This window comes from Xenophilus arseniciresistens (assembly GCF_028023875.1).
Lineage (GTDB): Bacteria > Pseudomonadota > Gammaproteobacteria > Burkholderiales > Burkholderiaceae_C > Xenophilus > Xenophilus arseniciresistens.
Window position 1 is genome coordinate 144,045 of record NZ_JAQIPB010000001.1, and the last position, 22,683, is coordinate 166,727.

The 22,683-nt window shown below is 69.8% G+C and carries 23 protein-coding genes; 13 read left to right on the plus strand and 10 right to left on the minus strand.

The features are described from left to right. Window positions 1–112 precede the first annotated feature (112 nt). From PGB34_RS00605 to PGB34_RS00615, 3 genes are all read left to right on the plus strand, one after another. The gene (locus tag PGB34_RS00605) at window positions 113–793 is read left to right on the plus strand and encodes a TetR/AcrR family transcriptional regulator (protein WP_271426129.1); all 681 of its coding nucleotides are present in this window, start codon (window positions 113–115) and stop codon (window positions 791–793) included. Further along, a complete protein-coding gene (locus PGB34_RS00610) occupies window positions 790–1,155 on the plus strand; it encodes a DUF1428 domain-containing protein (RefSeq protein ID WP_271426130.1) in 366 nt (121 codons plus the stop codon). Before PGB34_RS00605 ends, PGB34_RS00610 begins: the two co-directional genes overlap by 4 nt. Before the next feature lie 91 nt (window positions 1,156–1,246). Further along, window positions 1,247–1,753: an SRPBCC family protein gene (locus PGB34_RS00615; protein ID WP_271426131.1), complete on the plus strand. Its 507-nt coding sequence runs from the start codon at window positions 1,247–1,249 to the stop codon at window positions 1,751–1,753. A gap of 81 nt (window positions 1,754–1,834) precedes the next feature. On the opposite strand, the gene PGB34_RS00620 is transcribed toward PGB34_RS00615, so the two are convergent. After that, complete coding sequence (locus tag PGB34_RS00620) at window positions 1,835–3,082, minus strand: MFS transporter (RefSeq protein WP_408647803.1); 1,248 nt, start codon at window positions 3,080–3,082, stop codon at window positions 1,835–1,837. A 97-nt stretch (window positions 3,083–3,179) separates the two neighbouring features. Here PGB34_RS00620 and PGB34_RS00625 point away from each other — a divergent pair, with 97 nt between their 5' ends. Next, the gene (locus PGB34_RS00625) at window positions 3,180–4,166 is read left to right on the plus strand and encodes a LysR family transcriptional regulator (RefSeq protein WP_271426132.1); all 987 of its coding nucleotides are present in this window, start codon (window positions 3,180–3,182) and stop codon (window positions 4,164–4,166) included. 108 nt (window positions 4,167–4,274) lie between these two features. Next, a complete protein-coding gene (locus tag PGB34_RS00630) occupies window positions 4,275–4,496 on the plus strand; it encodes a hypothetical protein (RefSeq protein WP_271426133.1) in 222 nt (73 codons plus the stop codon). A gap of 12 nt (window positions 4,497–4,508) precedes the next feature. On the opposite strand, the gene PGB34_RS00635 is transcribed toward PGB34_RS00630, so the two are convergent. Continuing rightward, entirely contained in the window at window positions 4,509–5,399 is an 891-nt protein-coding gene (locus PGB34_RS00635; protein WP_271426875.1) for a LysR family transcriptional regulator, read from the minus strand. A gap of 208 nt (window positions 5,400–5,607) precedes the next feature. On the opposite strand from PGB34_RS00635, the gene PGB34_RS00640 reads away from it, so the two are divergent. Continuing rightward, window positions 5,608–6,966 carry an aspartate aminotransferase family protein gene (locus PGB34_RS00640; protein WP_271426134.1) on the plus strand — a complete coding sequence of 453 codons (1,359 nt, stop codon included), beginning with the start codon at window positions 5,608–5,610 and terminating at the stop codon, window positions 6,964–6,966. A 52-nt stretch (window positions 6,967–7,018) separates the two neighbouring features. Here the strand turns inward: PGB34_RS00640 and PGB34_RS00645 are convergent, their stop codons facing one another. The 5 genes from PGB34_RS00645 to PGB34_RS00665 all read right to left on the minus strand — a co-directional run bounded on the left by PGB34_RS00645 (window position 7,019) and on the right by PGB34_RS00665 (window position 10,924). Next, window positions 7,019–7,978: a M14 family metallopeptidase gene (locus tag PGB34_RS00645; RefSeq protein WP_271426135.1), complete on the minus strand. Its 960-nt coding sequence runs from the start codon at window positions 7,976–7,978 to the stop codon at window positions 7,019–7,021. A gap of 116 nt (window positions 7,979–8,094) precedes the next feature. Next, entirely contained in the window at window positions 8,095–8,826 is a 732-nt protein-coding gene (locus tag PGB34_RS00650; RefSeq protein ID WP_271426136.1) for a phospholipase D-like domain-containing protein, read from the minus strand. Between the two features lie 88 nt (window positions 8,827–8,914). Next, entirely contained in the window at window positions 8,915–9,316 is a 402-nt protein-coding gene (locus PGB34_RS00655) for an FKBP-type peptidyl-prolyl cis-trans isomerase (protein ID WP_271426876.1), read from the minus strand. Between the two features lie 65 nt (window positions 9,317–9,381). Continuing rightward, entirely contained in the window at window positions 9,382–10,443 is a 1,062-nt protein-coding gene (locus PGB34_RS00660) for a glycosyltransferase (RefSeq protein ID WP_271426137.1), read from the minus strand. Window positions 10,444–10,576: 133 nt separating this feature from the next. Beyond that, entirely contained in the window at window positions 10,577–10,924 is a 348-nt protein-coding gene (locus PGB34_RS00665) for a hypothetical protein (RefSeq protein WP_271426138.1), read from the minus strand. Window positions 10,925–11,100: 176 nt separating this feature from the next. On the opposite strand from PGB34_RS00665, the gene PGB34_RS00670 reads away from it, so the two are divergent. Then, window positions 11,101–11,694, plus strand: a complete 594-nt coding sequence (locus PGB34_RS00670; protein WP_271426139.1) for a peroxidase-related enzyme — start codon at window positions 11,101–11,103, stop codon at window positions 11,692–11,694. 3 nt (window positions 11,695–11,697) lie between these two features. Here PGB34_RS00670 and PGB34_RS00675 read toward each other — a convergent pair whose 3' ends face one another. Beyond that, on the minus strand, window positions 11,698–13,458 hold the full coding sequence (locus tag PGB34_RS00675) for a phosphoethanolamine transferase (protein ID WP_271426140.1): 1,761 nt from the start codon (window positions 13,456–13,458) through the stop codon (window positions 11,698–11,700). Window positions 13,459–13,515: 57 nt separating this feature from the next. Then, entirely contained in the window at window positions 13,516–14,238 is a 723-nt protein-coding gene (locus PGB34_RS00680; RefSeq protein ID WP_271426141.1) for a phosphatase PAP2 family protein, read from the minus strand. 123 nt (window positions 14,239–14,361) lie between these two features. On the opposite strand from PGB34_RS00680, the gene PGB34_RS00685 reads away from it, so the two are divergent. Together PGB34_RS00685 and PGB34_RS00690 are read left to right on the plus strand one after the other, a co-directional pair. Next, window positions 14,362–15,039 carry a response regulator gene (locus PGB34_RS00685; RefSeq protein ID WP_271426142.1) on the plus strand — a complete coding sequence of 226 codons (678 nt, stop codon included), beginning with the start codon at window positions 14,362–14,364 and terminating at the stop codon, window positions 15,037–15,039. Beyond that, complete coding sequence (locus PGB34_RS00690) at window positions 15,039–16,373, plus strand: sensor histidine kinase (RefSeq protein ID WP_271426143.1); 1,335 nt, start codon at window positions 15,039–15,041, stop codon at window positions 16,371–16,373. Before PGB34_RS00685 ends, PGB34_RS00690 begins: the two co-directional genes overlap by 1 nt. A 23-nt stretch (window positions 16,374–16,396) precedes the next feature. On the opposite strand, the gene PGB34_RS00695 is transcribed toward PGB34_RS00690, so the two are convergent. Next, entirely contained in the window at window positions 16,397–16,819 is a 423-nt protein-coding gene (locus PGB34_RS00695; RefSeq protein WP_271426144.1) for an acyl-CoA thioesterase, read from the minus strand. A 180-nt stretch (window positions 16,820–16,999) separates the two neighbouring features. Here PGB34_RS00695 and PGB34_RS00700 point away from each other — a divergent pair, with 180 nt between their 5' ends. The 4 genes from PGB34_RS00700 to PGB34_RS00715 all read left to right on the plus strand — a co-directional run bounded on the left by PGB34_RS00700 (window position 17,000) and on the right by PGB34_RS00715 (window position 22,669). Next, complete coding sequence (locus PGB34_RS00700) at window positions 17,000–18,700, plus strand: electron transfer flavoprotein-ubiquinone oxidoreductase (protein ID WP_271426145.1); 1,701 nt, start codon at window positions 17,000–17,002, stop codon at window positions 18,698–18,700. A gap of 161 nt (window positions 18,701–18,861) precedes the next feature. Next, on the plus strand, window positions 18,862–20,553 hold the full coding sequence (locus tag PGB34_RS00705; RefSeq protein ID WP_408647824.1) for an ankyrin repeat domain-containing protein: 1,692 nt from the start codon (window positions 18,862–18,864) through the stop codon (window positions 20,551–20,553). Window positions 20,554–20,607: 54 nt separating this feature from the next. Continuing rightward, window positions 20,608–21,624 (plus strand): D-erythronate dehydrogenase, encoded by a 1,017-nt coding sequence (gene denD / locus PGB34_RS00710; RefSeq protein WP_271426146.1) that lies wholly within the window; start codon window positions 20,608–20,610, stop codon window positions 21,622–21,624. Window positions 21,625–21,697: 73 nt separating this feature from the next. Beyond that, a complete protein-coding gene (locus PGB34_RS00715; protein WP_271426147.1) occupies window positions 21,698–22,669 on the plus strand; it encodes a TRAP transporter substrate-binding protein in 972 nt (323 codons plus the stop codon). Window positions 22,670–22,683: the final 14 nt, after the last annotated feature.

Genomic DNA, 22,683 nt, shown 5'->3' on the forward strand with positions numbered 1-22,683 from the left:
CGCGCGCACCGAGCATCTGAACGCAGCCGCCCGGCCCGCCGAAGTTACAAATAAAAAGTTGATGCATACCGAAAGGTATGTATAGTCGACAGCCATACCAAGCAGTATGGCCATGTCCACTTCCCCCGCCTCCATTTCTTCTTCCGAGCCCTCCACGCCGCCGGCCCGCACCCGACTGCTGGACGCCGCGCTGCAGGTCATCCGCACCAAGGGCTATCACGCCACCACGGTGGACGAGATCTGCGCCGCCGCGGGCGTGACCAAGGGCAGCTTCTTCCATCACTTCAAGGGCAAGGAAGAGCTGGCCGTGATGGCCACGCATCACTGGAACGACGGCACCGGCGCCTTCTTCGCCGGGGCCGACTACCACCGCCTGCCCTCCGCGCGCGAACGCGTGCTGGCCTACATCGAACTGCGCGGGCAGATGCTCGAGGGCGAACTGGCTGACTTCACCTGCCTGCTGGGCACCATGGTGCAGGAGGCCTACGCCACGCATCCGCAGATCCGCGATGCCTGCCGCAACGGCATCGAAGGGCACGCGCGCACCGTCGCCCTGGACATTGCCGAAGCCAAGGCCGTGCATGCGCCGCAGGCCGACTGGCAGCCCCAGGACCTGGCCCTCTACACCCAGGCCGTGCTGCAGGGCGCCTTCGTGCTGGCCAAGGCCCAGGGCCATGCCGAATTCGCAAGGCGCAGCGTCGACTTCCTGCGCCAACACGTCGAATCGCTGCTGCCGTTGCGGGCGGTACGCAGCAGCACTTCCTCATCCCCGCGCAACCGGAGAGCCCAATGAAGACCCTTCCCTATGTCGATGGATTCGTGGCCGCCGTGCCGACCGCGAACAAGGAAAGCTACCTTGCCCATGCGCGCGCGGCCGCCGAGGTGTTCAAGGAATATGGCGCGCTTGGCGCCGTGGAATGCTGGGGCGACGACGTGCCCGAGGGCAAGCTGACCTCCTTCACCCTGGCCGTCAAGCGCGAGCCCGAGGAGGCGGTGGTCTTCTCCTGGGTCACCTGGCCCAGCAAGGCCGTGCGCGACGAGGCCTGGCCCAGGCTCATGAACGATGCGCGGCTGTCCAGTGAAGCCAACCCCATGCCTTTCGACGGCAAGCGCCTGATCTATGGCGGCTTCCAGATGATCCTGAACGCAGGATAGGCGTTCGCCCCCAGGCGGCTTCGCCGCGCCCCGTGAAGCTTTTTCCCCTGTTTCCTCGTCCCTTGCCCAACTGTTACCCAAGGAGTTCCCGATGACCGATACCGCTGCCGATCCCTGCCGCAACGTCGCCACGGACGACGCTTTTGAACTGAGCCTGACGCGCCTGTACGACGCACCGCCCGAGAAGCTGTTCCGCGCCTGGACCGACCCCGAGCTGCTCAAGCAGTGGTTCGTTCCCAAGCCCTGGAGCATCGCCCGCGTGGAACACGACCTGCGCCCCGGCGGCCGTGCACTGGTGGTCATGCAGGACCCGGATGGCAACGAGTACCCCAACGACGGCGTGTTCCTGGAGATCGTGCCCAACCGGCTGCTGGTGAGCACCAACGCCTTCACGCCGGGCTGGCAGCCGGCCGATCCGCAGCCGATCAAGATGGTCGCCATCGTCAGCTTCGAGCCCGAGGGCGAAGGCAAGACGCGCTACACCGCCCGCGCGCGGCACTGGAGCGCGGCCGACCGCGAGACCCACGAGAAGATGGGCTTTCACGAAGGCTGGGGCATCTGCGCCGACCAGCTCGGCGAACTGGTCGCCCGCCTCTGACCAACAGCCGGCGCGCCCGCACACGGACGAAGGCCCACCGCCGCCGGTGGGCCTTTTTTCGCTTGTGATGTGCACGGCGGCTCAGCGCAACGCCCCCGGCCACAGCCGCACGCCCAGCGCCAGCAGCGAAGACAGCACGGCCAGCAGCGTCACGGCCAGCCAGCCGCCGTGGGCGAACAGCAGCCCGCCCAGCCCGGCACCGGCCGCCATGCCCAGGAACATGCCCACGAAGAGCAGCGCGTTGAGCCGGCTGCGCGCCCCCGCATCGATGCCGAACACCAGCGTCTGGTGCGCGATCAGCGTGGCCTGCACGCCCAGGTCGAAGCCCAGGGCGCTCAGGGCCAGCAGCACCAGTTGGCCCGTGGGCGACAGCAGCGGCATCGCGGCCATCGCGGCAAAGCACAGCAGGGCCAGCACGATCCCCCCGCGCGCCACCCAGGCCGTGCCGCGGCGGTCGGCCAGCCGGCCGGCCAGCGGCGCAGCCAGCGCACCGGCTGCGCCGGCCAGGCCAAAGGCCCCGGCCACCGCGCTGCCCAGGTGGAAAGGCGCCTCGTGCAGCATCACGGCCAGGGTGGACCAGAAGGCGCTGAAGCCCACGGCCAGCAGGCCCTGCGCCCAGGCCGCGCGGCGCAGCGCGCCGTGATTGCGCCACAGCTGCAGCAGCGAAGCCAGCAGCGCGCCGTAGCTCAGCCGCGTGCTGGGCGCAAAGCGCGGCAGGCCGCGCCAGGCCGCCACCCCCACCAGGGCGATGCTGCCCGCCGCCAGCACGAACATGGCGCGCCAGCCCCAATGCGCGGCCACGAAGCCGCTGAGAACGCGGGACAGCAGGATGCCCAGCAGCAGCCCGGTCATCACCATGCCCACCACCTTGCCGCGCTGCGCCTCGGGTGCCAGCGTGGCCGCCGCGGGCACGATGTCCTGCGCCATGGTGGCGGCCAGCCCCACGGCCAGGCTGGCGACCAGCAGCAGGCCCAGCGAAGGCGCAGCCGCCGCCAGCAGCAGCGCCACGCCCAGTGCCGCGGCCTTGACGAGGATGATGCTGCGCCGGTCATGGCGATCGCCCAGCGGCGCCAGCAGTGCGATGCCCAGCGCATAACCCAGTTGCGTGAGCGTGGGCACCAGGCCCACGGTGCCGGCGGAGGCACCCACCTCCGGGCCCAGCACCCCCAGCATGGGCTGGGCGTAGTACAGCGAGGCCACCGACAGGCCCGCCCCACCGGCCAGCAGCAGCACCAGGCCGCGCGTCAGGCCCGGGGCAGGCGCAGCGACGGCGGCCATCGCAGCCGGCATCGCCCCCGGCTTGGCATGCGCCACATGAATGTTGGACATGGTATTTACCCTTATCTCAAAGAACGGTTCGTAGTGTGCCCAGGGCAGCTGACGCGCGGTAGTGCAGCCTCTTGAACATTTGATATACGCTCGGCGTATGAATAAAGCCGCCATCGAAACCCCCTCCACCGCGGCCGACCGGCTGGCGCTGATGCAGACCTTCGTCCGCATCGTCGAGGCGGGCAGCCTGTCGGCTGCGGCGGCGCAGATGATGTCCACCCAGCCCACGGTGAGCCGGCGCCTGCAGGCGCTGGAGCGGCTGCTGGGCGTGCGCCTGCTGCAGCGCTCCACCCATGCCATGCACCTGACGGAGGACGGCGCGCGCTGCTACGCGCGGGCCAAGGCCCTCATCGCCGACTGGGACGCCCTGGCCGCCGAGCTGCACGACACCGCGCGCTCGGCCAGTGGCCTGCTGCGCGTGGTGGTGCCCCACGCCTTCGGCCAGTCACAGCTGGTGGCGCCCCTGGTGGCCTTTTTGCAGGCGCAGCCGGAGGTGGACGTGGAATGGCTGCTGGAAGACCAGCCGGTCGATTTCGTGGGTCAGGGGATCGACTGCGCGATCCAGGTGGGCGAGGTGCAGGACCCGGCCGTGGTGGCCATCCGCCTGGCCGAGGTGCCGCGCATCGTGCTGGGCGCGCCTTCGCTGCTGGACGGCGCTGCGCCGCCCGCGCATCCGCGCGAGCTGGCCGGCCTGCCCTGGCTGGCCTTCCAGACCTACTACCGGCACCAGATCACGCTGCAGCACGCCGGCACCGGCGAGCTGTGCGAGCTGGCCCTGCGCCCGCGCCTGTCCAGCGACAGCCTGTACCCGCTGCGCATGGCCGCGCTGCAGGGCCTGGGGGTTGGCGTGTTCTCGGCCTGGCTGGTGCAGGAAGACCTGGCCAGCGGCCGGCTGCTGCATCTGGTGCCGCAGTGGCAGGCGGCGTCGCTGCCCGTGCACCTGGTCTACCCCTATGCCCGCCAGTACCCGGCGCGGCTGCGGCGCTTTGTGGAGCTGATGCGCCAGCACGCGCTGGCCGGCGCCGTCCAGGGCTGGGCCGGGCCTGCCGCCATGCCGGCGCCTCCTGCCGTGCCCACGCCCTGAACCGCCCTGCGCCAGCAGGCGCTGGCGCCGCCGTCCGACAGCCGCGGCAGCGGCGCGGGTCTGCAATGGAGCGACTGGCCCTTCATGGCCGCAAAGAGAGGAACACGCATGCACACACGCCAAGCCACCATCCATGGCGAAGTCACCTTCAGGGCCGGAGACGGTGCCACCATCACCATTCCCGAAGGCCCCGTTTCGCTGGACGAAGCGCCCGACAGCGTCACGCTGGGCTGGGAAGCCGACGAAGACGTGGTGGGCTCCGCGGCCCTGCCCCGTCAGCAGTACGAGCAGTACGTCAAGGAAGGAAAGATTCGCGTGAAGGGCGGCTGACCCCGCCCTGCCCTACGCGGCCTGCCGGTGCGCCTGCGCCAGGCACTGCGTGAACAGCGCCGTGGCCCGGCCGGGCTCGGGCGAAGGCCGCCAGATGGCGGCAAAGCGGCAGTCATAGCGAAAGCGCTGCGGCGCCACGGCCCGCATGCGGCCTTCCGCCACGAAGCTGGCCGCATAGTGGTCGGGCAGAAAGCCCAGGTAGCGGCCGGACAGGATCAGCAGCGCGATGGATTCCTGGTCGAAGCCCGTGGCCGTGCGCACCAGTTGCCGCGCATGGGCCAGCTGCATGTTGGGCGAGTGATAACCCAGCCCGGCAAAGGCGTGGCCGCGCAACTGGGTCCAGTTCATGGTCCGCGGCTCGCCCTTGAACAGCGCATGCCCGGCACCCGCATAGAGCTGCATGGTTTCGCCAAAGAGGTCTTCGTAGGCCAGACTGCCCGAGGCGCGGTGGGTCGGAATCACCCCCACGTGGAAGCGCCCGTCGATCACCCCGCGCTCGATGGCGTTGAGCGAGGCCACATGCACGTTCAGCCGCACTTCGGGCGCCTGCCCGGCAAAGCGGGCCATGGCCTGCGCGATGCGCGCCTGCGGGTTGCTGGCGGTCTTGTCGAACAGGGCCAGTTCCAGCTCGCCGCCCAGCCGGCCGTGAATGGCGGCGATGCCGCTGCGAAAGGCGTCCACCGCGCTGAGCAGGCTCAGCGTCTGCTCGTAGACGCGCTGGCCGTCGGGCGTGAGCGCAAAGCCCGCGCGCCCGCGCCGGCACAAGGTCAGGCGCAGGCGCGTTTCCAGGTCCTTCACATGCCGGCTGATGGTGGAGATGCCGATGTTCAGTTCCAGCTCGGCCGCCGCCATGCCGCCGCAGTCGGCCACGGCCTTGAACACGCGCAGAAGGCGCAGGTCCATGTCGCTGAGCTGGCCCAGCAGACGCCGCAGCGGCGCAGCGTCTGCGCCACCCTGGGCCGGGGCCTCGTTTACTTTCACGGATTGGCAAGTGAAATGTGATGGAACATCATTCTCGCCACTAAATCAGTGGCCCAACAATGCACACTTCGAGGGCCTCGGCGCCCTGCGCCGCCCCCTGCCCCATTCAATCTCCTCAAGACTGCCGACCATGAGCACTCTCACTGCCACCGACTCCTCCCCCTCTGCCGTGCGCAAGGACGCTGCCTGGCTTGAAGCCCACTGGATGCCCTTCACCGGCAACCGCCAGTTCAAGGCCGACCCGCGCATCATCGTGGAGGGCAAGGGCGCCTACTTCACCGACGCCGACGGCCGCCGGATCTTCGACGGCCTCTCGGGCCTGTGGTGCACGGGCCTGGGCCATGGCCGCACCGAGATCAGCGAGGCCGTCGCGCGCCAGATCAGCAAGCTGGACTATTCGCCGGCCTTCCAGTTCGCGCATCCGCTGTCCTTTGAACTGGCCAACAAGGTCAAGGACCTGATGCCCCAGGGCCTGGACTACGTGTTCTTCACCGACTCGGGCTCCGAATCGGCCGACACCTCGCTGAAGCTGGCCCGCGCCTACTGGCGCGCGAAGGGCCAGGCCAGCAAGACCCGCCTGATCGGCCGCGAGAAGGGCTACCACGGCGTCAACTTCGGCGGCATCTCGGTGGGCGGCATCGGCGGCAACCGCAAGACCTTCGGCCAGGGCGTGGAAGCCGACCATCTGCCCCACACGCAGCCGGCCATGGGCTCCTTCATCAAGGGCATGCCGCAGGAAGGCGGCGAGGCGCTGGCCAACCGCCTGCTGGACATGATCGCGCTGCACGACGCGTCGAACATCGCGGCCGTGATCGTCGAGCCCTTCTCGGGCTCGGCCGGCGTGGTGATCCCGCCCGTGGGTTATCTCAAGCGCCTGCGCGAGATCTGCACGCAGAACAACATCCTGCTGATCTTCGACGAGGTCATCACGGGCTTTGGCCGCTGCGGTGCCATGACCGGCGCCGAGGCCTTTGGCGTGGTGCCCGACATCCTGAACTTCGCCAAGCAGGTGACCAACGGCGCGCAGCCGCTGGGCGGCGTGGTGGCGACCAAGGAGATCTACGACACCTTCATGAACGCGGGCGGCCCCGAGTACCTGGTGGAGTTCCCACACGGCTACACCTACTCGGCCCACCCCGTGGCCTGCGCCGCCGGCGTGGCTGCGCTGGACCTGCTGGTGGCCGAAGACGGACCGGGCCGCGTGCGCGCGCTCGCGCCGCACTTCGAGGCTGCCGTGCACAGCCTCAAGGGCCGCAGGCATGTGCTGGACATCCGCAACCACGGCCTGGCTGCGGGCATCACCATCGACCCCGTGCCCGGCGAGCCCGCCAAGCGCCCGTACGAGATCGCCATGGCCTGCTGGAAGAAGGGCTTCTACGTGCGCTACGGCGCCGACACCATCCAGCTCGCCCCGCCCTTCATCAGCGAAAAGGCCGAGATCGACCGGCTGGTCAATGCGCTGGGGGATGCGCTGGGTGAGGTGGGCTGAGGCCGCGCTTCGTCGAGGCGGAAAAATGGACGCGTCCTGACGGCGGATTCGCTCAGATCGGCCGCGTCAGATACACCGCCTCGCGCCCCACGATGGGCTCGCGCGTGGGCATGAAGACGGTGCAGTCGTCGCACGGAGAGACGATGCGGCGCTCGTCGCCGTCGGTGGCGATGAGTTCGTCCTTGGCAAAGGTCTCGAAGCCCACGAGCGGGCGCGCGAAGCGGAACTCAGGGGTGTGGACCATGTGGGTCTGCAGCAGCTCGAAGCGACGCTGCGGGCCGGCCGGGGCACGGCCCGGGCGCGGCTCGACGAGGCCGAAGTGCGCCAGGAAATCCAGCGTCACGGCCGTGGCCAGGGTGGAGGCCGCGTGGCTGAAGTGCTGGCCGCATTCGACCACCAGCGCCACGCCGGGGCCCGGGCCGTCGTCGCCATGGCGGCCGTACTGGATCAGCGGGGTGCCCGAGCCCAGGCCCTGCGGCATCAGCAAATGCACGGGCGGCAGGCCCAGCGCCTGCGCCACCTTGCCGTTGCGCGCATGGCCGGGGTAGACCCAGAAGGGCACCACGTCCTGGCTGGTCGAATGGATGTCGAGGATGTGGTCGGCCGCATCGACCACGGCGCGCATCTCGCGCGCGCGCTGCAGCTCGGGGCTGTGCTCGGCGCCGTCCAGCCACTCGGCCGACCAGATGCGATTCATGTTGTGGACCAGCTGGCGGCTTTCATAAGGCTTCTCGATGTCGAAGCTCTCATAGGCCGCCACGTTGGCAAAGCTCACCGTGAGCGTGCCGACCAGCGGCCGCACGCCCGTGTCGAGCAGATGCGTGGCCGCGGCCATGCCGCAGATCTCGTTGCCGTGCGTGAGCGCGTTGATCAGCACATGCGGGCCGGGCCGGCCCGATTCGAAGCGATGCACGTAGTCCACGCCCACATTGCCCTGCCGGTAGGCCGACAGGTCGCGGGGCAGGACTTCGAGGGCGGGGGCGTGGGGAGTGGGCTGTGGCGTGGTGCTCATCGGACCATTTTGGCGCCTGCGCCCCGCGCGTCAGAACTTGGGGGCATGCGCGTGTCGGCCCGCGGCGGCTCCAGCGCGCGCGCCAGGCCTGCGGCGCGGTCGCGCGGGTCGGTGGCTCACGGGGCGTCCCTCAACTGCTGCCACAGCGTGTCGAACTCGTCCATGAAGCGGCGCACCAGCACGGGCTCGGCGCTGAGCACGAGGTTCTCTTCGTTGACGCTGGCGGCGCTGCGCGTCCAGTTGTAGCTGCCGTTGAGCAGGCGCTGTGCGTCGAAGACGGCGAACTTGTGATGCATGTGCGCGTCGGTGCGGTCCACGCGCACGGGCACGCCGGCCTGGCGCAGGCGCGCCACGTCGCTGCCCGCGTCGAATTCCTTGTCGTTGTCGGTGATCAGCCGCACGGCCACGCCGCGCTGGTGCGCGGCCAGCACCTCTTCGCTGATGCGGTCGTCGGACAGCGTGAACACGCACAGCTCCACCCGGTGCCTGGCCGCGCGCAGCTGCTGCACGATGGCGCGCAGGCAATCGAGGCCAGGGCTGAAGAAGGCCTGCGAAGGCTGGGCCGCGCCCTCGGCGCCGCGCCCCACGTCGATGGCGCGCACCACACCCTCGAGCCACTTGAGCAGCGCCAGTTGCGCGGCGTCCTGCGTGTGGGCGCGCACCAGCTCGAAGGCCCGGTTGCGCAGGCGGCGCAGGCCGTCTTCGGGCGGCTGGGCCTCGCGCAGGGCCTGCGCCAGCTCGCGCCGCTCGTCGTCGCTCAGATGCGCATCGGCCAGCGAGGCTTCAAGCTGGGCCAGCAGCGCGGGCAGTGCCGCAGCGCCGTTTGAAGTGGAAGAAAAATCGGGCATCCCCTCCCCCGTGTTTCTCAGACTGGCCGGGCGGCACGCGCTGCCGACTCCGCCCCAAAAAAGAAAGGCCGCAACAGCGGCCCCGGGATCAGCGGCCCTTGACGTCCAGCAGTTCGATCTCGAAGTTCAGCGTGGCGTTGGGCGGGATCACGCCGCCGCCGGCGCCGCGCGCGCCGTAGGCGATGCCGGGCGGGCACACCAGCTTGGCCTTGCCGCCCACCTTCATCTTCTGCACGCCTTCGGTCCAGCAGGGGATCACGCCGTTGAGCGGGAATTCCGTGGGCTTGTTGCGCGAGTAGGAGCTGTCGAACTCCTTGCCGCTGTCAGGGAAGGTGCCGCGGTAATGCACGCGCACCGTGTCGGTGGCCGCGGGGCTGGCGCCGGTGCCGTCCTTGAGGCTCTGGTAGACCAGGCCGCTGGGCGTGGTGACGGGCGCGGCGGGCTGCTGCGCCACAGCGGCGGCGGCGCCGGCCAGCGCCAGGCCGGCCATCAGGGTGCGGGAAAGAAGATGAAGGCTCACGATGGGTGCGGTGCGATGAGTGGACATGGCGCAGATTATGGGTGTGCGCCATGAAGCGCCTCGATGAGCTGCGCCATGCGCTGGTGGAAGGCCGCGCGTTCCTGTTCATAGGCCGCGCGGGCGGCCTGGCCCATGCGCTGGCGCTGCGCGGGGCTCAGTGCCAGGGCGCGCTCCACGGTGGCGCAGACGTCGTCGGCATGAACGAAATACGCGGTCGAGCGGTGATGCGGCTGGCTCTGGCCGGCGCGCACCGGGATGCACAGGCCGCTAACGCCATCGACCACGAACTCGTCCATCGGCGGCGCGCCGGTGGTCAGCAGCACGGCGCCCACGGCGCGTGCCTCGTTGAGCGTGTGGCCGAAGCCCTCGGCCGCGCTGGGGCACAGGTGCAACGCCGACTGGCGCTGCAGCGCGCGCAGGGCCTGCGGCGCCAGCGCCGACAGGTGCAGCGTGAGGTTGGGTGCGGCCTGCAATGCGAAGTCCAGCCGCAGCGGGCCGCCTGCCTGCGCGGCCAGCGTCAGCGGCGCAAGGTCAGGCCGGCTGCGCCAGGCCTGCAGCAGCACCTGGCTGCCCTTTTGCGAGGAGGTGCCGGCCACGTGCAGGGCGGTGGGCGGCGCGGCATGGTCCACGCGTTCGGAAGGCCCGGGGTCCGCCGAGGTCCAGCCCGTGTAGACGCAGGCCGGGCGCGGGCCTGTGGCCGTGCCCGCCTGCGCCAGCAGCCCCTGCAGCAGGGCATGGCCGTGGCGGGTCTTGGCCAGCACGGCGTCGATGGCGCCGCTGCGCAGCACGGCTTCGTCCTGCGCGCCCAGCCATTCGGGGTTGGGCACATGGATCACGCGGCGCGCAAAGCTGCGCTCCAGAAGGGGCGCGTTGGGGTGCGCGTGCTCCAGCAGGAACAGCAGGTCGAAAGGCGCATGGGCCTGCAGCTGCGGTGGCGGCGCGATGGGGCGGCCGCCGTCGCTCATGACCCAGTCCGGCAGCGTCCATTCCAGCACGCGCGCCTGTGGCTGGGCGGCCAGCAGCGCGTCGGCGAGCACGCAGGCGTCATGCGCGAGCCCGGCGGTCGCGTGGTGGGCGATGGCGATCTTCAGCGGCATGGGGCAAGGGTGGGCGTCGATCGGGCCCGTCGCCAGCCGCGCTTTTTTTCCAAGCCGGCCAGCGTACGGGGTCAGGTTGCCCTTTGCGGGCGCTGGCCGCCGCATTGTGGGGCCGGCGTCGGCCCGGCCGATGTCAGTAGCGGATGCGGATCCCGGCCTTCACGCCGTGGTGCTCCTTGCCGTCCGATTCCACGCCCGCGGAAAAGGACAGGTCGCCCCCGCTTTCGGCCCCCACCGAATAGCGCGGCTGCGCGGTTGAGCGGTCGGTACCCATGTAGGCGCTGCGTCCGTCCTTGGCCTGCACACCCACGGTGGCACCCTGGGTGTGCATGGAGTCCTCGGTGGGCGACAGCCTGGGCTGGATGTAGACGGTGCGCTCGCTGTGCTCGTCGTGCGCCAGTGGCAGCTTGGGGTCTTCGGCCTGCGCCGGGCCGGCCAGCACGAGGGCCACCAGGCTGGCCGCTGCCACGCCGGCACGCATCGAACGGGCAGCACCAAGCTGCCTTGAGGGATTGCAAAGCATGCGCCGAGCATCGCCGCGCACGGGCGCTGCGGCTGTCAGCCAAGGGCGCGACAGCGCTGTCAGCCCCGCCTTGCCTATGATGGATTGCCGCCCCGCGGCTGCGTACACACAGAGCAACACATCGGAGACAAGCCTTGAGCACACGCTACCCCGCCCCCGAACTGAAGGACCTGCCCGAGGACATCCGCGCCAAGGTGCTCGAGGTGCAGGAAAAAGCCGGCTTCATCCCTACCGTGTTCATCGCCTTCGCGCGCCGGCCCGCGGAATGGCGCGCCTTCTTCGCCTATCACGATGCGCTGATGGAGCCCGAAAGCGTGGGCCGCAGCAGCAACCTGAGCAAGGGTGACCGCGAGATGATCGTGACCACCACCAGCGCGGCCAACCAATGCCTCTATTGCGTGGTGGCCCATGGCGCGCTGCTGCGCATCTACGAGAAGAAGCCGCTGGTGGCCGACCAGGTGGCCGTGAATTGGCGCAAGGCCGACATCACGCCCCGCCAGCGCGCCATGCTGGCCTTTGCGATGAAGGTCTGCGACAACTCGCACGCCATTGAAGAAGCCGACTTCGACGCGCTGCATGCCCATGGCTTCGACGACGAGGACATCTGGGACATCGCCGCCATCACGGCCTTCTTCGGCCTGTCCAACCGCATGGCCAGCTTCAGCGGCATGCTGCCCAACCCCGAGTTCTTCATGATGGGCCGCGTGCCGCGCGAGAAGAAGGGCTGAGGCTCAGGGCGCTTGCGACCCCTCAGGCGCCGCCTGGGCCACCTGGCTGCGCCGGCAGGCCGCGAACAGATCGCGCTGCACCTGGTAGGCCGAAGAGCCCACGCCCATCAGCCCCAGCGTGGTGGAGAACAGGTTGTCGTGCGAGACCTGCGCGTCCAGCCCCGCGCGGGCACAGCCTTCGTCGATGCCGCTGTGGCGCCCCAGCCCGCCGCCGAACCAGGCCACCAGCGGCACATGCTTTTGCACCTCGGGCGCCAGGGCGTAGGGCATGCCGTGCAGGTACAGGCCGTACTCGCCCAGCGACTCGCCATGGTCGCTGAGGTACACCAGCCCGGTGTCGAAGCGCGCGGACTGCTGCTGCAGCCAGCCGATGGTCTGAGCCAGGAAGTGATCGGTGTAGGCGATGCTGTTGTCATAGGCATTGACCAGCTCCGCATGGCTGCAGTCCGACAGCGTGCTGCGCAGGCATTGCGGCATGAAGCGCCTGAAGGCCTGGCTGGCGCGCTTGGCATACGCCGGCCCGTGGCTGCCGATCTGGTGCATCACCAGCACCACGCCGCGCGCCACGCGATCGGGCGGCAGGGCCGCCAGCCGTGCGTCCAGCCCTTCGAGCATCACCGCGTCCAGGCATTCACCTTCGGGGCACAGCGCGGGGTATTTGGCCACCTGCGCGGCATCGTTGGCCTGCGCATTGGGCACGCGCTCGCACACGCCCTTGCAGCCCGACTGGTTGTCCAGCCACAGCACCGCAAGCCCCGAAGCCTGCAGCACATCGAGCAGGTTCTCGTACTCGCTGCGCCGCGCTTCATGGCCCGTGCGCCCCAGCGGCGAGAACATGCAGGGCACCGACACCAGCGTGCTGGTGCCGCAGGACCAGGCGTTGCGCCAGCTCAGCACGCCAAGGCGAGCCAGTTCGGGCGTGGTGTCGCGGGCATAGCCATTGAGCGCGAAATGGTCGGCACGCGCCGTCTCGCCCACCACCAGCACCATCAGCGGCGGCCGGCCCGTGGCCGACACCGGCGCCTTCAGATGCGCGTCGGCGCTGATCACCACGCGCGGGCTGCTGCTGCTGCGCGACAGGCCCGGGCGCAGCGCCGCCACGCCGGTGGAATAGAGGCTGGCCAGCGGATTCATCATGTAGCGCAGCTGCGGCTCGCTGCGCATCAGCGGCGCCAGCTGGCGCGAGAACAGCAAGGTGACCAGCACCACGAGAAGCAGCGCGCCCAGGCCCAGCAGCGCATTGCTGCCCAGGCGCCGCAGCGCCGGCTGCGGCCGGATCGGCTGGCGCCACAGCCACAGCGCCACCGGCAGCACGACCACGCCCACATCCAGCAGCAGGCGCCAGCCCAGCAGGTCGGCCGCCTCGTGCACATCGGTCTGCAACACATTGGCGGCCATCGACGGGTCCATGACCATGTGGTAGCCCAGCATGTAGTGCTGCACCACGGCCGCCACCAAGGCCAGCAGCAGGCCCAGCGGCTTGATCACGCGCGGCCAGGCCAGCCAGGCCAGCAGTGCCGTCAGCCCCAGCACGAGCCACAGGCCCATGCCCAGCATCAGCGGCAGATAGGCGCTGGGCGCCCGCCCCACCTGCACCAGCGTGCGCCACAGCGGCAGGTTGGCGGCCAGCGTGAGGTACAGGGCCAGCAGCACCGCCACGGCGCCCGCGGTCAGCGGTGGCAGCGCGGGCCAGCGCGAAGTGGCCGCCGTTGCAGGAGCAGGAAGCGGCACGGCCGGGCGATGAGAAGGGTTCCATGAAGACATGCACCCAGCTTCGGCGCCGGCCGTGAAGCCTGCCTGAACCGCCCGCTCAGCTTTCGTTCAGCTTCGTGCGGGCGCCATCCGGCTGCGATGGCGCAGCGCCTGCCGCGCCCGCAGCAGCAGCAGCTCGGCCGCAAAGCCCACCATCCAGCACAACCACGCCGACCACAGCGTGTGGCTCATGAAATGCGCGCCGCGCCACTGCTGGCCCAGGCCCAGTACCAGGCCCGCCGCCAGCGAGGCGGCCAGCCACAGCGCGGCCGCGCGCGCACTGAGCGGTCTCAGCACGAACCAGCCGCCCGCAAAGCACAGCGCCGACGTGGCATGGCCCGCCGGAAAGCAGTGGCCCGGCCCGCCATCGCCCTGGCCCCAGGCCCAGTGCGAGACCCAAGGGGCGCCGCCGCCGAAGGCCTGCAGGTCCCACGGGCAACTGGTCTGGCTGTGCTGCTTGAGCAGGGTGACCAGCGCCACCGCCGCCAGCGGCACCAGCGCCAGCTGCCAGCGCTGCGCGCGCGTGAGCCGCCGCAGCAGCCCCACGGGCCAGCGCGCCGCCAGCAGCAGGCCCAGCAGCAGCGCCCAGGCCAGGGCCTTGCCGCCCTCGTGCATCAGCACGGCCCAGAAGAAATCGCTGCGCGCGGCAAAACCCAGAGGCGTGCCCATCCACCGCGCCACGGCCATGTCGGCGCCACTGGCATCCCACAGCAACAGCAGCATCAAGGCCAGCGCACTGACCCAGCCGGCGCGCGCCAGCGATGCAGGTGGGGACACGGATGGAACAGACATGGGCTCGCGCATGAAGACAAAGGGCGTCGAGGCTGCCATGCGCGCCTGAACCCTTCCTGAACCCCACTAGGCCTAGACTGCTGCAAACCTTTCCCGTTGTTCCCCACGACTTCCACGCAGCGAATGCGCATCCTCCTGGTCGAAGACGACAACGCGCTGGCCGCGGCCGTGTGCAGCTACCTGCGCGCCAAGGCCTTCGTGGTCGACACCGCCGCCAGCCTGGCCGAGGCGCGCGCCGCGCTGGCCGGCGCGCAGTACGCGGCCGTGCTGCTGGATCTGCACCTGGGCGATGGCGACGGCCTGAGCCTGCTGCCCGCGCTGCGGCGGCTGGCCGAGCGGCCCATCGTCATCGTGCTCACGGCGCGCGACCAGGTCAGCGACCGCATCCGCGGCCTGGACGCGGGCGCCGACGACTACCTGGTCAAACCCTACGACCCGGCCGAGCTGCTGGCGCGGCTGCGCGCGGTCGAGCGCCGGCGCAGCAGCAGCCAGTCGGCCGTGCTGCGCCTGGGTGCGCTGGAGGTGGACCTGAGCAACGACAGCGTGCGCCTGCGCGGGCTGCCGGTGCTGCTCACGGCCAAGGAATGGGCGCTGCTGCGCGTGATGGCCAGCCGGCCCGAGCGCATCCATACGCGCGAATCGCTGCAGGACGCGCTCTACGGCTTCGACGAGGAAACCGACAGCAACACGCTGGAGGTCTTCATCAGCCGCCTGCGCCGCAAGCTGGGCCGCGAACGCATCCAGACCCTGCGCGGCCTGGGCTACCGGCTGGTGCCGGCCGACGAACGCGAAGCCGGCTGATGCAGCGCCCACGCAACCTCGCCGCCCGGCTGGCGCGCACGCTGATCCTCTGGGTGGGCGGCACCTGGCTGGTGTGCGTGCTGGCCGTGGCCTGGTATGTGGACCGCGAGATCGACGTCAACTTCGACAACGAGCTGGTCGAGGTCTCGCACCGCATGTTCGACATCGCGCTGCGCGAGTACGAAGCCGCGCCTGCCGAAGCGAAGGCCGCCGCCACACCCATCGTGGCGCCACCGCCGCTGTTCGCGCAGGACGAGGTGCTCTACCAGCTGCTGGACGACGGCGGGCGCGTGCTGCTGCGCACGACCCACGCGGCCACGGCCAGCTTCGACGTGCCGCTGGCGCCGGGCTTCGACACCAGCCAGGACTGGCGCATCTACACCGTGCGCCACCCCTCGCGCGCGCTGTACATGCAGGTGGCCGACCCGCTGGCCGAGCGGCGCGAGGCCGTGATGCGCACGCTCACCGTGCTCATCGCGGCCCTCGTGGCCGTGCTGCCGCTGCTGGCGCTGGGGCTGCGCCACATCGCCCGGCGCGAGCTGCTGGCGCTGGCGGATCTGACCACGCAGGTCGGCCAGCGCAGCGGCAGCGATCTGCGGCCGCTGCAACTGCAAGGCCTGCCCGATGAACTGCACACGCTGGGCGAAGGCGTCAACAGCCTGCTGGAGCGGCTGGCGCACGCCCTGCAGGTGGAACGTGCGCTGGCCGCCAATGCCGCGCACGAGCTGCGCACGCCGCTGGCCGCGGCGCGGCTGCGGCTGCAGACCGCGCTGGAACACGGGCTGGACCGGGCCGAGGTGCAGGCGGCGCTGGAGGCCCTGCAAACGCTGAGCCACCGCACCGAAAAGTTATTGCAGCTCTCGCGCGCCGAATCGGGCGCGGCGCTGGCCCGCGCGCCGGTCGATCTGGCGCGGCTGGCCGCCACCGTGGCCGAGGAGTTCTGGCGCGATGCCGGCGTGGCCGCGCGGCTGGACCTGCAGCTTGACGAAGCGCTGCAGCCGCCGCAGGCCCAGGGCGACGTGGACGCGCTCGCCATCGCGCTGCGCAACCTGGTGGAAAACGCGCTGCGCTACGCGGGCGATGCGCGCATCGAACTGGCCGTGCAGGCGCCGGCCACGCTGGTGGTGCGCGACTTCGGCCCCGGCGTTTCGGCCGCGAACCTGGCCACCCTGCGCCAGCGCCACGTGCGCCACAGCGCCGACCAGGCCGGCTACGGCCTGGGCCTGTCCATCGTCGGCACCATCGTGCAGCAGCATGGCGGGCGGCTGTCGCTGACCTCGCCGCCCGCAGGCGCGACGCAGGGCTTCGAGGCGCGCATCGAGCTGCAGCGCTAGGGTGCGCTCCACCGATCAACAGTTCAACCGCTCACCAGCTCCCGCAGCCAGCCCGGCAGCTCCTTGGCCTTCTGCTTCGGGAAGTCGACCCAGATGGTGGTGGCGCCGCCTTCGGCGCAGATCACCTCGGGCGCATCGGTGCGGGCCAGGGTGCACCAGGTCTCGAAGGTGGTGCGGCCCGGGTCGCTCACATACATGCGCGCCAGCACCTGGCCCGGGTATTCGATCTGCCGGTAGAAGTTGCAGAAGGCATTGACGATGACGATGCCTTCGCCGCCCGGCTCCGGCTCGAAGCCGATGGCGTGCATCCAGTCGATGCGCGCCGTTTCCATATAGCGGAAGTAGCTGCCGTTATTCAGGTGACCCATCGCGTCCATGTCGCCCCAGCGGATCGGGATGGTCATCTCGTAGACCAGTTTCTTGTGTTCGGGAATGACGATCTTCATCGCGTGGCGGCGTCCTTGTTCAGAGGGATGCAAAGGGTCTGCGGGGCAGCAGCTTCGGCCCTGGCGAGCCCTTCGCACAGTCACCTGGGCGACCCCAATGGCGCGAATGGCCCATGCATAGAATTGCTCGTTGCGCCGAGTGCCGGCCGCCCCCTCTTTTTGTCTTCCAAGAACACCCCGATGAGCCCAGACGAAATCCTCGCCCAGTTCGGTCCCCGCGAAGCCATGGAATATGACGTGGTCGTCGTGGGCGGCGGGCCTGCCGGCCTTTCCACCGCCATCCGCCTGAAGCAACTGGCCGCCCTGAACGACCAGGAGATCTCGGTCGTGGTGCTGGAGAAGGGCTCCGAGCCCGGCGCCCACATCCTCTCGGGCGCGATCATGGACCCGCGCGCGCTCAACGAGCTGATCCCCGACTGGCAGGAAAAGGGCGCGCCGCTGAACCAGCCCGTGACGGGCGACACCTTCCTGCTGCTCTCCGAGACCGGCGCCACGCGCGTGCCCAACGCCTTCCTGCCGCCGAACTTCCACAACGAAGGCAACTACATCGTCAGCCTGGGCAACGTGGTGCGCTGGCTGGCCACCCAGGCCGAGGAGCTGGGCGTGGAGATCTTCCCGGGCTTTGCCGCCGCCGAGGTGCTCTACAACGAGGATGGCTCGGTCAAGGGCGTGGCCACGGGCAACTTGGGGCTAGGCAAGGACGGCGAGCCGACCGAGAACTTCCAGCTTGGCATGGAGCTGCATGCCAAGTACACGGTGTTTGCCGAAGGCGCGCGCGGCCACCTGGGGCGCGGGCTCATCAAGCACTTCAAGCTCGACGCCAACAGCGACCCGCAAAGCTACGGCATCGGCATCAAGGAGCTGTGGGAGATCGACCCCGCGCGCCACGAGCCGGGCCTGGCCATCCACACGGCCGGCTGGCCGCTGCCCAACGACACCTACGGCGGCTCCTTCCTGTACCACGCCGAGAACAACCAGGTGATCGTGGGCTATGTGGTGGGGCTGGACTACCAGAACCCGCACATGAGCCCCTTCGAGGAGTTCCAGCGCTTCAAGACGCACCCGAACATCCGCTGGTACTTCGAGGGCCAGGACCAGGGCCTCAAGCCTGCCAAGCGCCTGAGCTATGGCGCGCGCGCCATCACGGCCGGGGGCCTGCTGTCGCTGCCCAAGACGGTGTTCCCGGGCGGTGCGCTGGTGGGCTGCGAGGCCGGCTACCTCAACGCCAGCCGCATCAAGGGCAGCCACGCGGCCATCAAGACGGGCATGCTGGCGGCCGAGGCGGCCTTCGAGGCGATCAAGGCCGGGCGCCAGCATGACGAGCTCAGCGACTACCCGGCGGCCTTCGAGAAGAGCTGGCTGCACGAGGAGCTTCACCGTGCGCGCAACTTCAAGCAGTGGTTCAAGAAGGGCCTGATGGTGGGCACGCTGATGACGGGCATCGAGCAGTTCGTGCTGCGCGGGCGCATCCCCTGGACCATCCGGCGCACCGAGGCCGACCACAAGCGCCTGAAGCCGGCGAGCCAGTGCAAGAAGATCGCGTATCCGAAGCCCGACGGCAAGCTGACCTTCGACCGCCTGAGTTCGGTGTTCATCAGCAACACCAACCACGAAGAGAACCAGCCGGCGCACCTGACGCTCAAGGATGCGAGCGTTCCCACGCGCATCAACCTGCCCGAGTACGCGGGCCCCGAGGCGCGCTACTGCCCGGCCGGCGTGTACGAGTTCGTGCCCGACGAGGCCAACGCCGGCAAGGAGCGCCTGCAGATCAACGCGCAGAACTGCGTGCACTGCAAGACCTGCGACATCAAGGACCCGACGCAGAACATCGTGTGGGTCACGCCCGAGGGGGGCGGTGGGCCCAACTACGTGGGCATGTGAGCCCGTCGCAGGCCATCGCCAAGCCCTCCAGCGGAGGGCTTTTTTTTGACCGTGCCTGATGGCCTCCCCTATCATCCGCGCGGCGGTGCAAGCCGCCCCCGGACCCGCGGGAAGGGTTGAACCCACTTGCCTTCTATGTTCGCTGTTTCATCAGCCTCTTTGTGCAGCCGAGTTTGCGGGTCGTCGGCGCTCCATGCACGGAGGTTCACTTGAAGAAGCGTATTCCCCCCCGGCCTGATCTCGGCCACCTGAAGAAACAAGCCAAGGCGCTGCTGAGCGCGTACCGCGCTGGCGATCCGGCCGCCTGCGCACGGCTGTGCGACACCCTCCCCGCCGCCCGCGGCAGGCCTGTTGCCGCCATCGCCCGTCTCGACCTGCGCCTGCACGATGCGCAGTCGTGCATCGCGCGCGAGTACGGCCTCGCATCCTGGACCGAACTCAAGGACTTCGTCCTGGCGCGCCAGGCGCAATCGGCCGATCCTGCCGCCGCGGCGCTGCAATGGCTGCGCTTCGTCTACGCGGGCGACATAGCAGGCGGCACGAATCGCGCCAAGCCGTCCGTGGCGGCACAACTGCTTGAAGACAACCCCGTGCTGCGCGGCGCCGACCCATGGCTGGCCTGCGCCGTCGGCGACGAAACCTTGCTGCGCCGGACCATCGAGCGAGACCGTGCCTGGGCTCACCGGCCAGGCGGACCGTTGCAGCTTCCACCGCTCGTCGCTGTCACGCATTCGAGCCTGCTGCGGCTTCCTGCCTTTCGCGATGGCCTGCGCGCCTGCGCCCGCCAGTTGCTCGCAGCGGGCGCGGACCCGAACCAGTCCGTCGGCAACCGCTGGCCGCCGGCCTCTGTTGCCGCGCCCGACGAAGCCGAAAGGCTGTCGGCGCTCTACGGCGCGGCCGGGCAGAACCACGACGCCGAACTCACGAAGCTTCTGCTCGACGCCGGCGCGGATCCGAACGACGGCGAATCGCTCTATCACTCGCTGGAGAACATCGCCTGCACGCGAGCGCTGCTGGAAGCCGGTGCGCGCGTGGTCGGCACGAATGCGCTGCATCGCGTGCTGGACCTCGACAGGCTGGAATCGCTGCAGCTGCTGCTCTCGCATGGCGCCGACCCCAACGAGCCGATTGACAATCCGGCGGCCACCGACTGGCACACGCCGCTGCTATGGGCCATCCGGCGCCGGCGCTCGACCGCGCACATCGAAGCCCTGCTGGCCGCGGGAGCCGACCCGTCGGTCGCCACGCCCGGCGGCGTGAACGCCGCGCTGCTGGCCCAGCGCTTCGGCCTGCCGGAAATCGCCAGCCTGCTGCGCCGCGCAGGCGGCAGTCCGGCCTCCTCGCTGGCGGAAGAGTTCATCGCTGCCTGCGCGCGCGGCGACGAGGCGGCGGCGCAGGCGCTGCATTCGGCGCATCCCGGGCTGATCGGCACGCTCTCCGAATCCCAGCTCAAGCTGCTGCCCGAGCTGGCTGCAGAAGGATGCGGCGAGGCGGTGCGCCTCATGGTGCGCCTGGGCTGGCCCGTTGCCACCCGCGGCGGCGACCTGAACGGTTCGGCGCTGAACCAGGCAGTGTTCCGCGGCGATGCATCGCTCGCCCGCTTCCTGCTCGAACACGGCGCGAGCTGGAGGGAAGCGCACGGCTATGGCGACAACGTGATCGGCAGCCTGTCCTGGGCCTCGCTCAACGAGCCTGTCGAGGGCGGGGACTGGCTGGGCTGTGCCGAAGCCCTGGCCGGCCATGGCATGCCACTGGCGCAACCCGACCCGCAGGACAGCACCAGCGTGCTCATCGACGGGCGCAGGAAGTGGTTCTCCGACGAGGTGAGTGACTACCTGCTGGGCATCGGCTGAACCGCATCTGAGCAAAACCTGTCTTATGCTCCTGTGCAAAGGAGACAAGACCTCATGCAGATCGTCATCACCGGCGGTGCCGGTTTTCTGGGCGCGCGCCTGGCGCGCACGCTGCTCGCGCAGGGCTCGCTCGCCCTCGACGGCGGGCCGGCCCAAGCCATCTCCCGCATCACGCTGGTGGACCGCGCCGCGGCGCCGGCCGACCTGGCGGCCGACGCTCGCGTGCACAGCGCTGTGGGCGACCTGAACGCCCAGCTGGCCGACGGCGAGGCCGGTTTCTGGGCGCAGGCCGATGCGGTGTTCCACCTGGCCGCCGCCGTCAGCGGCGAGTGCGAGGCCGACTTCGACCTGGGCATGCGCAGCAACTTCGCGGCCACGCACGCGCTGCTGGAGAAGCTGCGCGCGCTGGGCACGCGGCCGGTGCTGGTGTTCGCCAGTTCGCTGGCCGTGTTCGGCGATTCGCCGGCGCAGCCGCTGCCCGGCGTGATCGAGGACCACACCCTGCCCACGCCGCAGACCAGCTACGGCATCCAGAAGTTCATCGGCGAGCAACTGGTGGCCGACTACACGCGCAAGGGCTTCGTGCGCGGACGCAGCGTGCGCCTGATGACCGTGAGCGTGCGCCCCGGCAGGCCCAACGGCGCGGCCTCGGGCTTTTTCAGCGGCATGATCCGCGAGCCGCTGGCCGGCCTGCGCGCGCCCTGCCCCGTGCCCGACGACACGCCCGTGGCGCTGGCCTCGCCCGCGCGCACCATCGAAGGCATCGTGCGCGCGGCCGAGGCGAGCGAGTCGCAGTGGGGGCCGCGCACCGCCATGAACCTGCCCTCGCTGGCCACCACGGTGGGCGAGATGGCTGCGGCCCTGGGCCGCGTGGCCGGCCCGCAGGCGCTGGCCCTGCTGGACCGCACGCCCGATCCGGCCATCCTGCGCATCGTCCAGTCCTGGCCCGGCCGCTTCAACGCCGCACGCGCGAAGGCGCTGGGCCTGATGGCCGACGCGGACTTCGACAGCGTCATACGCGACTACGTCCGTGAAAATCCCGACGCGGTGCAGCAAAAGCTGCAGGCATAGTCGGCGCTCTGCTTTTTTCCCAGGCGCAGCCCGTTCTGGCGCTGCGCTCCATCACCCCCGAGGAGACATATCCATGAAGTTGAACCGACTGGCCGCGGGCCTGGTTCTCGGCTTCGGCATGGCCTGCGCCGCGCTGGCGCAGACCACGATGAAGATCAGCATTTCGGTGGCCCAGAACTCGCACCAGGGCGTGGCCATCGACACCTTCGCCAAGGAAGTCGAGAAGCGCACCGGCGGCCGCTACAAGATCCAGACCTTCTACAACGGCTCGCTGGGCGGCGAGCGCGAATCCATCGAAGCCGTGCAGCTGGGCACGCAGGAGCTGGCCTTCAGCTCCACCGGCCCGGTGCCCAACTTCGTGCCCGAGACCAAGATCCTCGACGTGCCCTTCCTGTTCCGCGACAAGGCCCATGCCCGCGCGGTGCTCGACGGCCCCATCGGCCAGGACCTGCTCAAGAAGTTCGACAGCAAGGGCTTCAAGGCTCTGGCGTGGGCCGAGAACGGCTTCCGCCACATGACCAACAGCAAGCGCGACGTGAAGGAGCCGGCCGACCTCAAGGGCCTGAAGATGCGCACCATGGAGAACCCGGTGCACATCGCGGCCTACAAGAGCTTCGGCATCATCACCACGCCCATGGCCTTCCCCGAGGTGTTCACGGCCCTGCAGCAGGGCACCGTGGACGGCCAGGAGAACCCGCTGCCCGTGATCATCTCGGCCAAGTTCGACCAGGTGCAAAAGCACCTGACGCTCACGGGCCACGTCTACTCGCCCTGCATCTTCGTGATGAACAAGGCCACCTTCGACAAGCTCAAGCCGGCCGACCAGCAGGCCTTCCTCGAAGCCGCCAAGGAAGCCGCCAAGGCCAACCGCGCGCGCGTGGACGAGGACGATGCCAAGGGCGTGACCGACCTGCGCGCCAAGGGCATGACCGTGATCGACACCGTCGACAAGGCCAAGTTCGTGGCCGCACTGGCGCCCGTGAACGCCCAGTTCGAGAAGGACTTCGGCAAGGCCAACCTCGACAAGATCCGCGACTTCAAGTGATCAAGTGAGTGCGG

Excerpts from the sequence above, each read along its gene's own strand:
- PGB34_RS00700 (WP_271426145.1), top strand. The coding sequence starts at position 17,000 with ATGAGCCCAGACGAAATCCTCGCCCAGTTCGGTCCCCGCGAAGCCATG.
- PGB34_RS00715 (WP_271426147.1), top strand. The coding sequence starts at position 21,698 with ATGAAGTTGAACCGACTGGCCGCGGGCCTGGTTCTCGGCTTCGGCATG.
- PGB34_RS00675 (WP_271426140.1), bottom strand. The coding sequence starts at position 13,458 with ATGTCTTCATGGAACCCTTCTCATCGCCCGGCCGTGCCGCTTCCTGCT.
- PGB34_RS00650 (WP_271426136.1), bottom strand. The coding sequence starts at position 8,826 with ATGCCCGATTTTTCTTCCACTTCAAACGGCGCTGCGGCACTGCCCGCG.
- PGB34_RS00635 (WP_271426875.1), bottom strand. The coding sequence starts at position 5,399 with ATGGACCTGCGCCTTCTGCGCGTGTTCAAGGCCGTGGCCGACTGCGGC.
- PGB34_RS00695 (WP_271426144.1), bottom strand. The coding sequence starts at position 16,819 with ATGAAGATCGTCATTCCCGAACACAAGAAACTGGTCTACGAGATGACC.
- PGB34_RS00620 (WP_408647803.1), bottom strand. The coding sequence starts at position 3,082 with ATGTCCAACATTCATGTGGCGCATGCCAAGCCGGGGGCGATGCCGGCT.
- PGB34_RS00680 (WP_271426141.1), bottom strand. The coding sequence starts at position 14,238 with ATGTCTGTTCCATCCGTGTCCCCACCTGCATCGCTGGCGCGCGCCGGC.
- denD (WP_271426146.1), top strand. The coding sequence starts at position 20,608 with ATGCAGATCGTCATCACCGGCGGTGCCGGTTTTCTGGGCGCGCGCCTG.
- PGB34_RS00660 (WP_271426137.1), bottom strand. The coding sequence starts at position 10,443 with ATGCCGCTGAAGATCGCCATCGCCCACCACGCGACCGCCGGGCTCGCG.
- PGB34_RS00610 (WP_271426130.1), top strand. The coding sequence starts at position 790 with ATGAAGACCCTTCCCTATGTCGATGGATTCGTGGCCGCCGTGCCGACC.
- PGB34_RS00605 (WP_271426129.1), top strand. The coding sequence starts at position 113 with ATGTCCACTTCCCCCGCCTCCATTTCTTCTTCCGAGCCCTCCACGCCG.
- PGB34_RS00655 (WP_271426876.1), bottom strand. The coding sequence starts at position 9,316 with ATGGCCGGCCTGGCGCTGGCCGGCGCCGCCGCCGCTGTGGCGCAGCAG.
- PGB34_RS00645 (WP_271426135.1), bottom strand. The coding sequence starts at position 7,978 with ATGAGCACCACGCCACAGCCCACTCCCCACGCCCCCGCCCTCGAAGTC.
- PGB34_RS00665 (WP_271426138.1), bottom strand. The coding sequence starts at position 10,924 with ATGCGTGCCGGCGTGGCAGCGGCCAGCCTGGTGGCCCTCGTGCTGGCC.
- PGB34_RS00615 (WP_271426131.1), top strand. The coding sequence starts at position 1,247 with ATGACCGATACCGCTGCCGATCCCTGCCGCAACGTCGCCACGGACGAC.
- PGB34_RS00630 (WP_271426133.1), top strand. The coding sequence starts at position 4,275 with ATGCACACACGCCAAGCCACCATCCATGGCGAAGTCACCTTCAGGGCC.
- PGB34_RS00690 (WP_271426143.1), top strand. The coding sequence starts at position 15,039 with ATGCAGCGCCCACGCAACCTCGCCGCCCGGCTGGCGCGCACGCTGATC.
- PGB34_RS00685 (WP_271426142.1), top strand. The coding sequence starts at position 14,362 with ATGCGCATCCTCCTGGTCGAAGACGACAACGCGCTGGCCGCGGCCGTG.
- PGB34_RS00625 (WP_271426132.1), top strand. The coding sequence starts at position 3,180 with ATGAATAAAGCCGCCATCGAAACCCCCTCCACCGCGGCCGACCGGCTG.
- PGB34_RS00640 (WP_271426134.1), top strand. The coding sequence starts at position 5,608 with ATGAGCACTCTCACTGCCACCGACTCCTCCCCCTCTGCCGTGCGCAAG.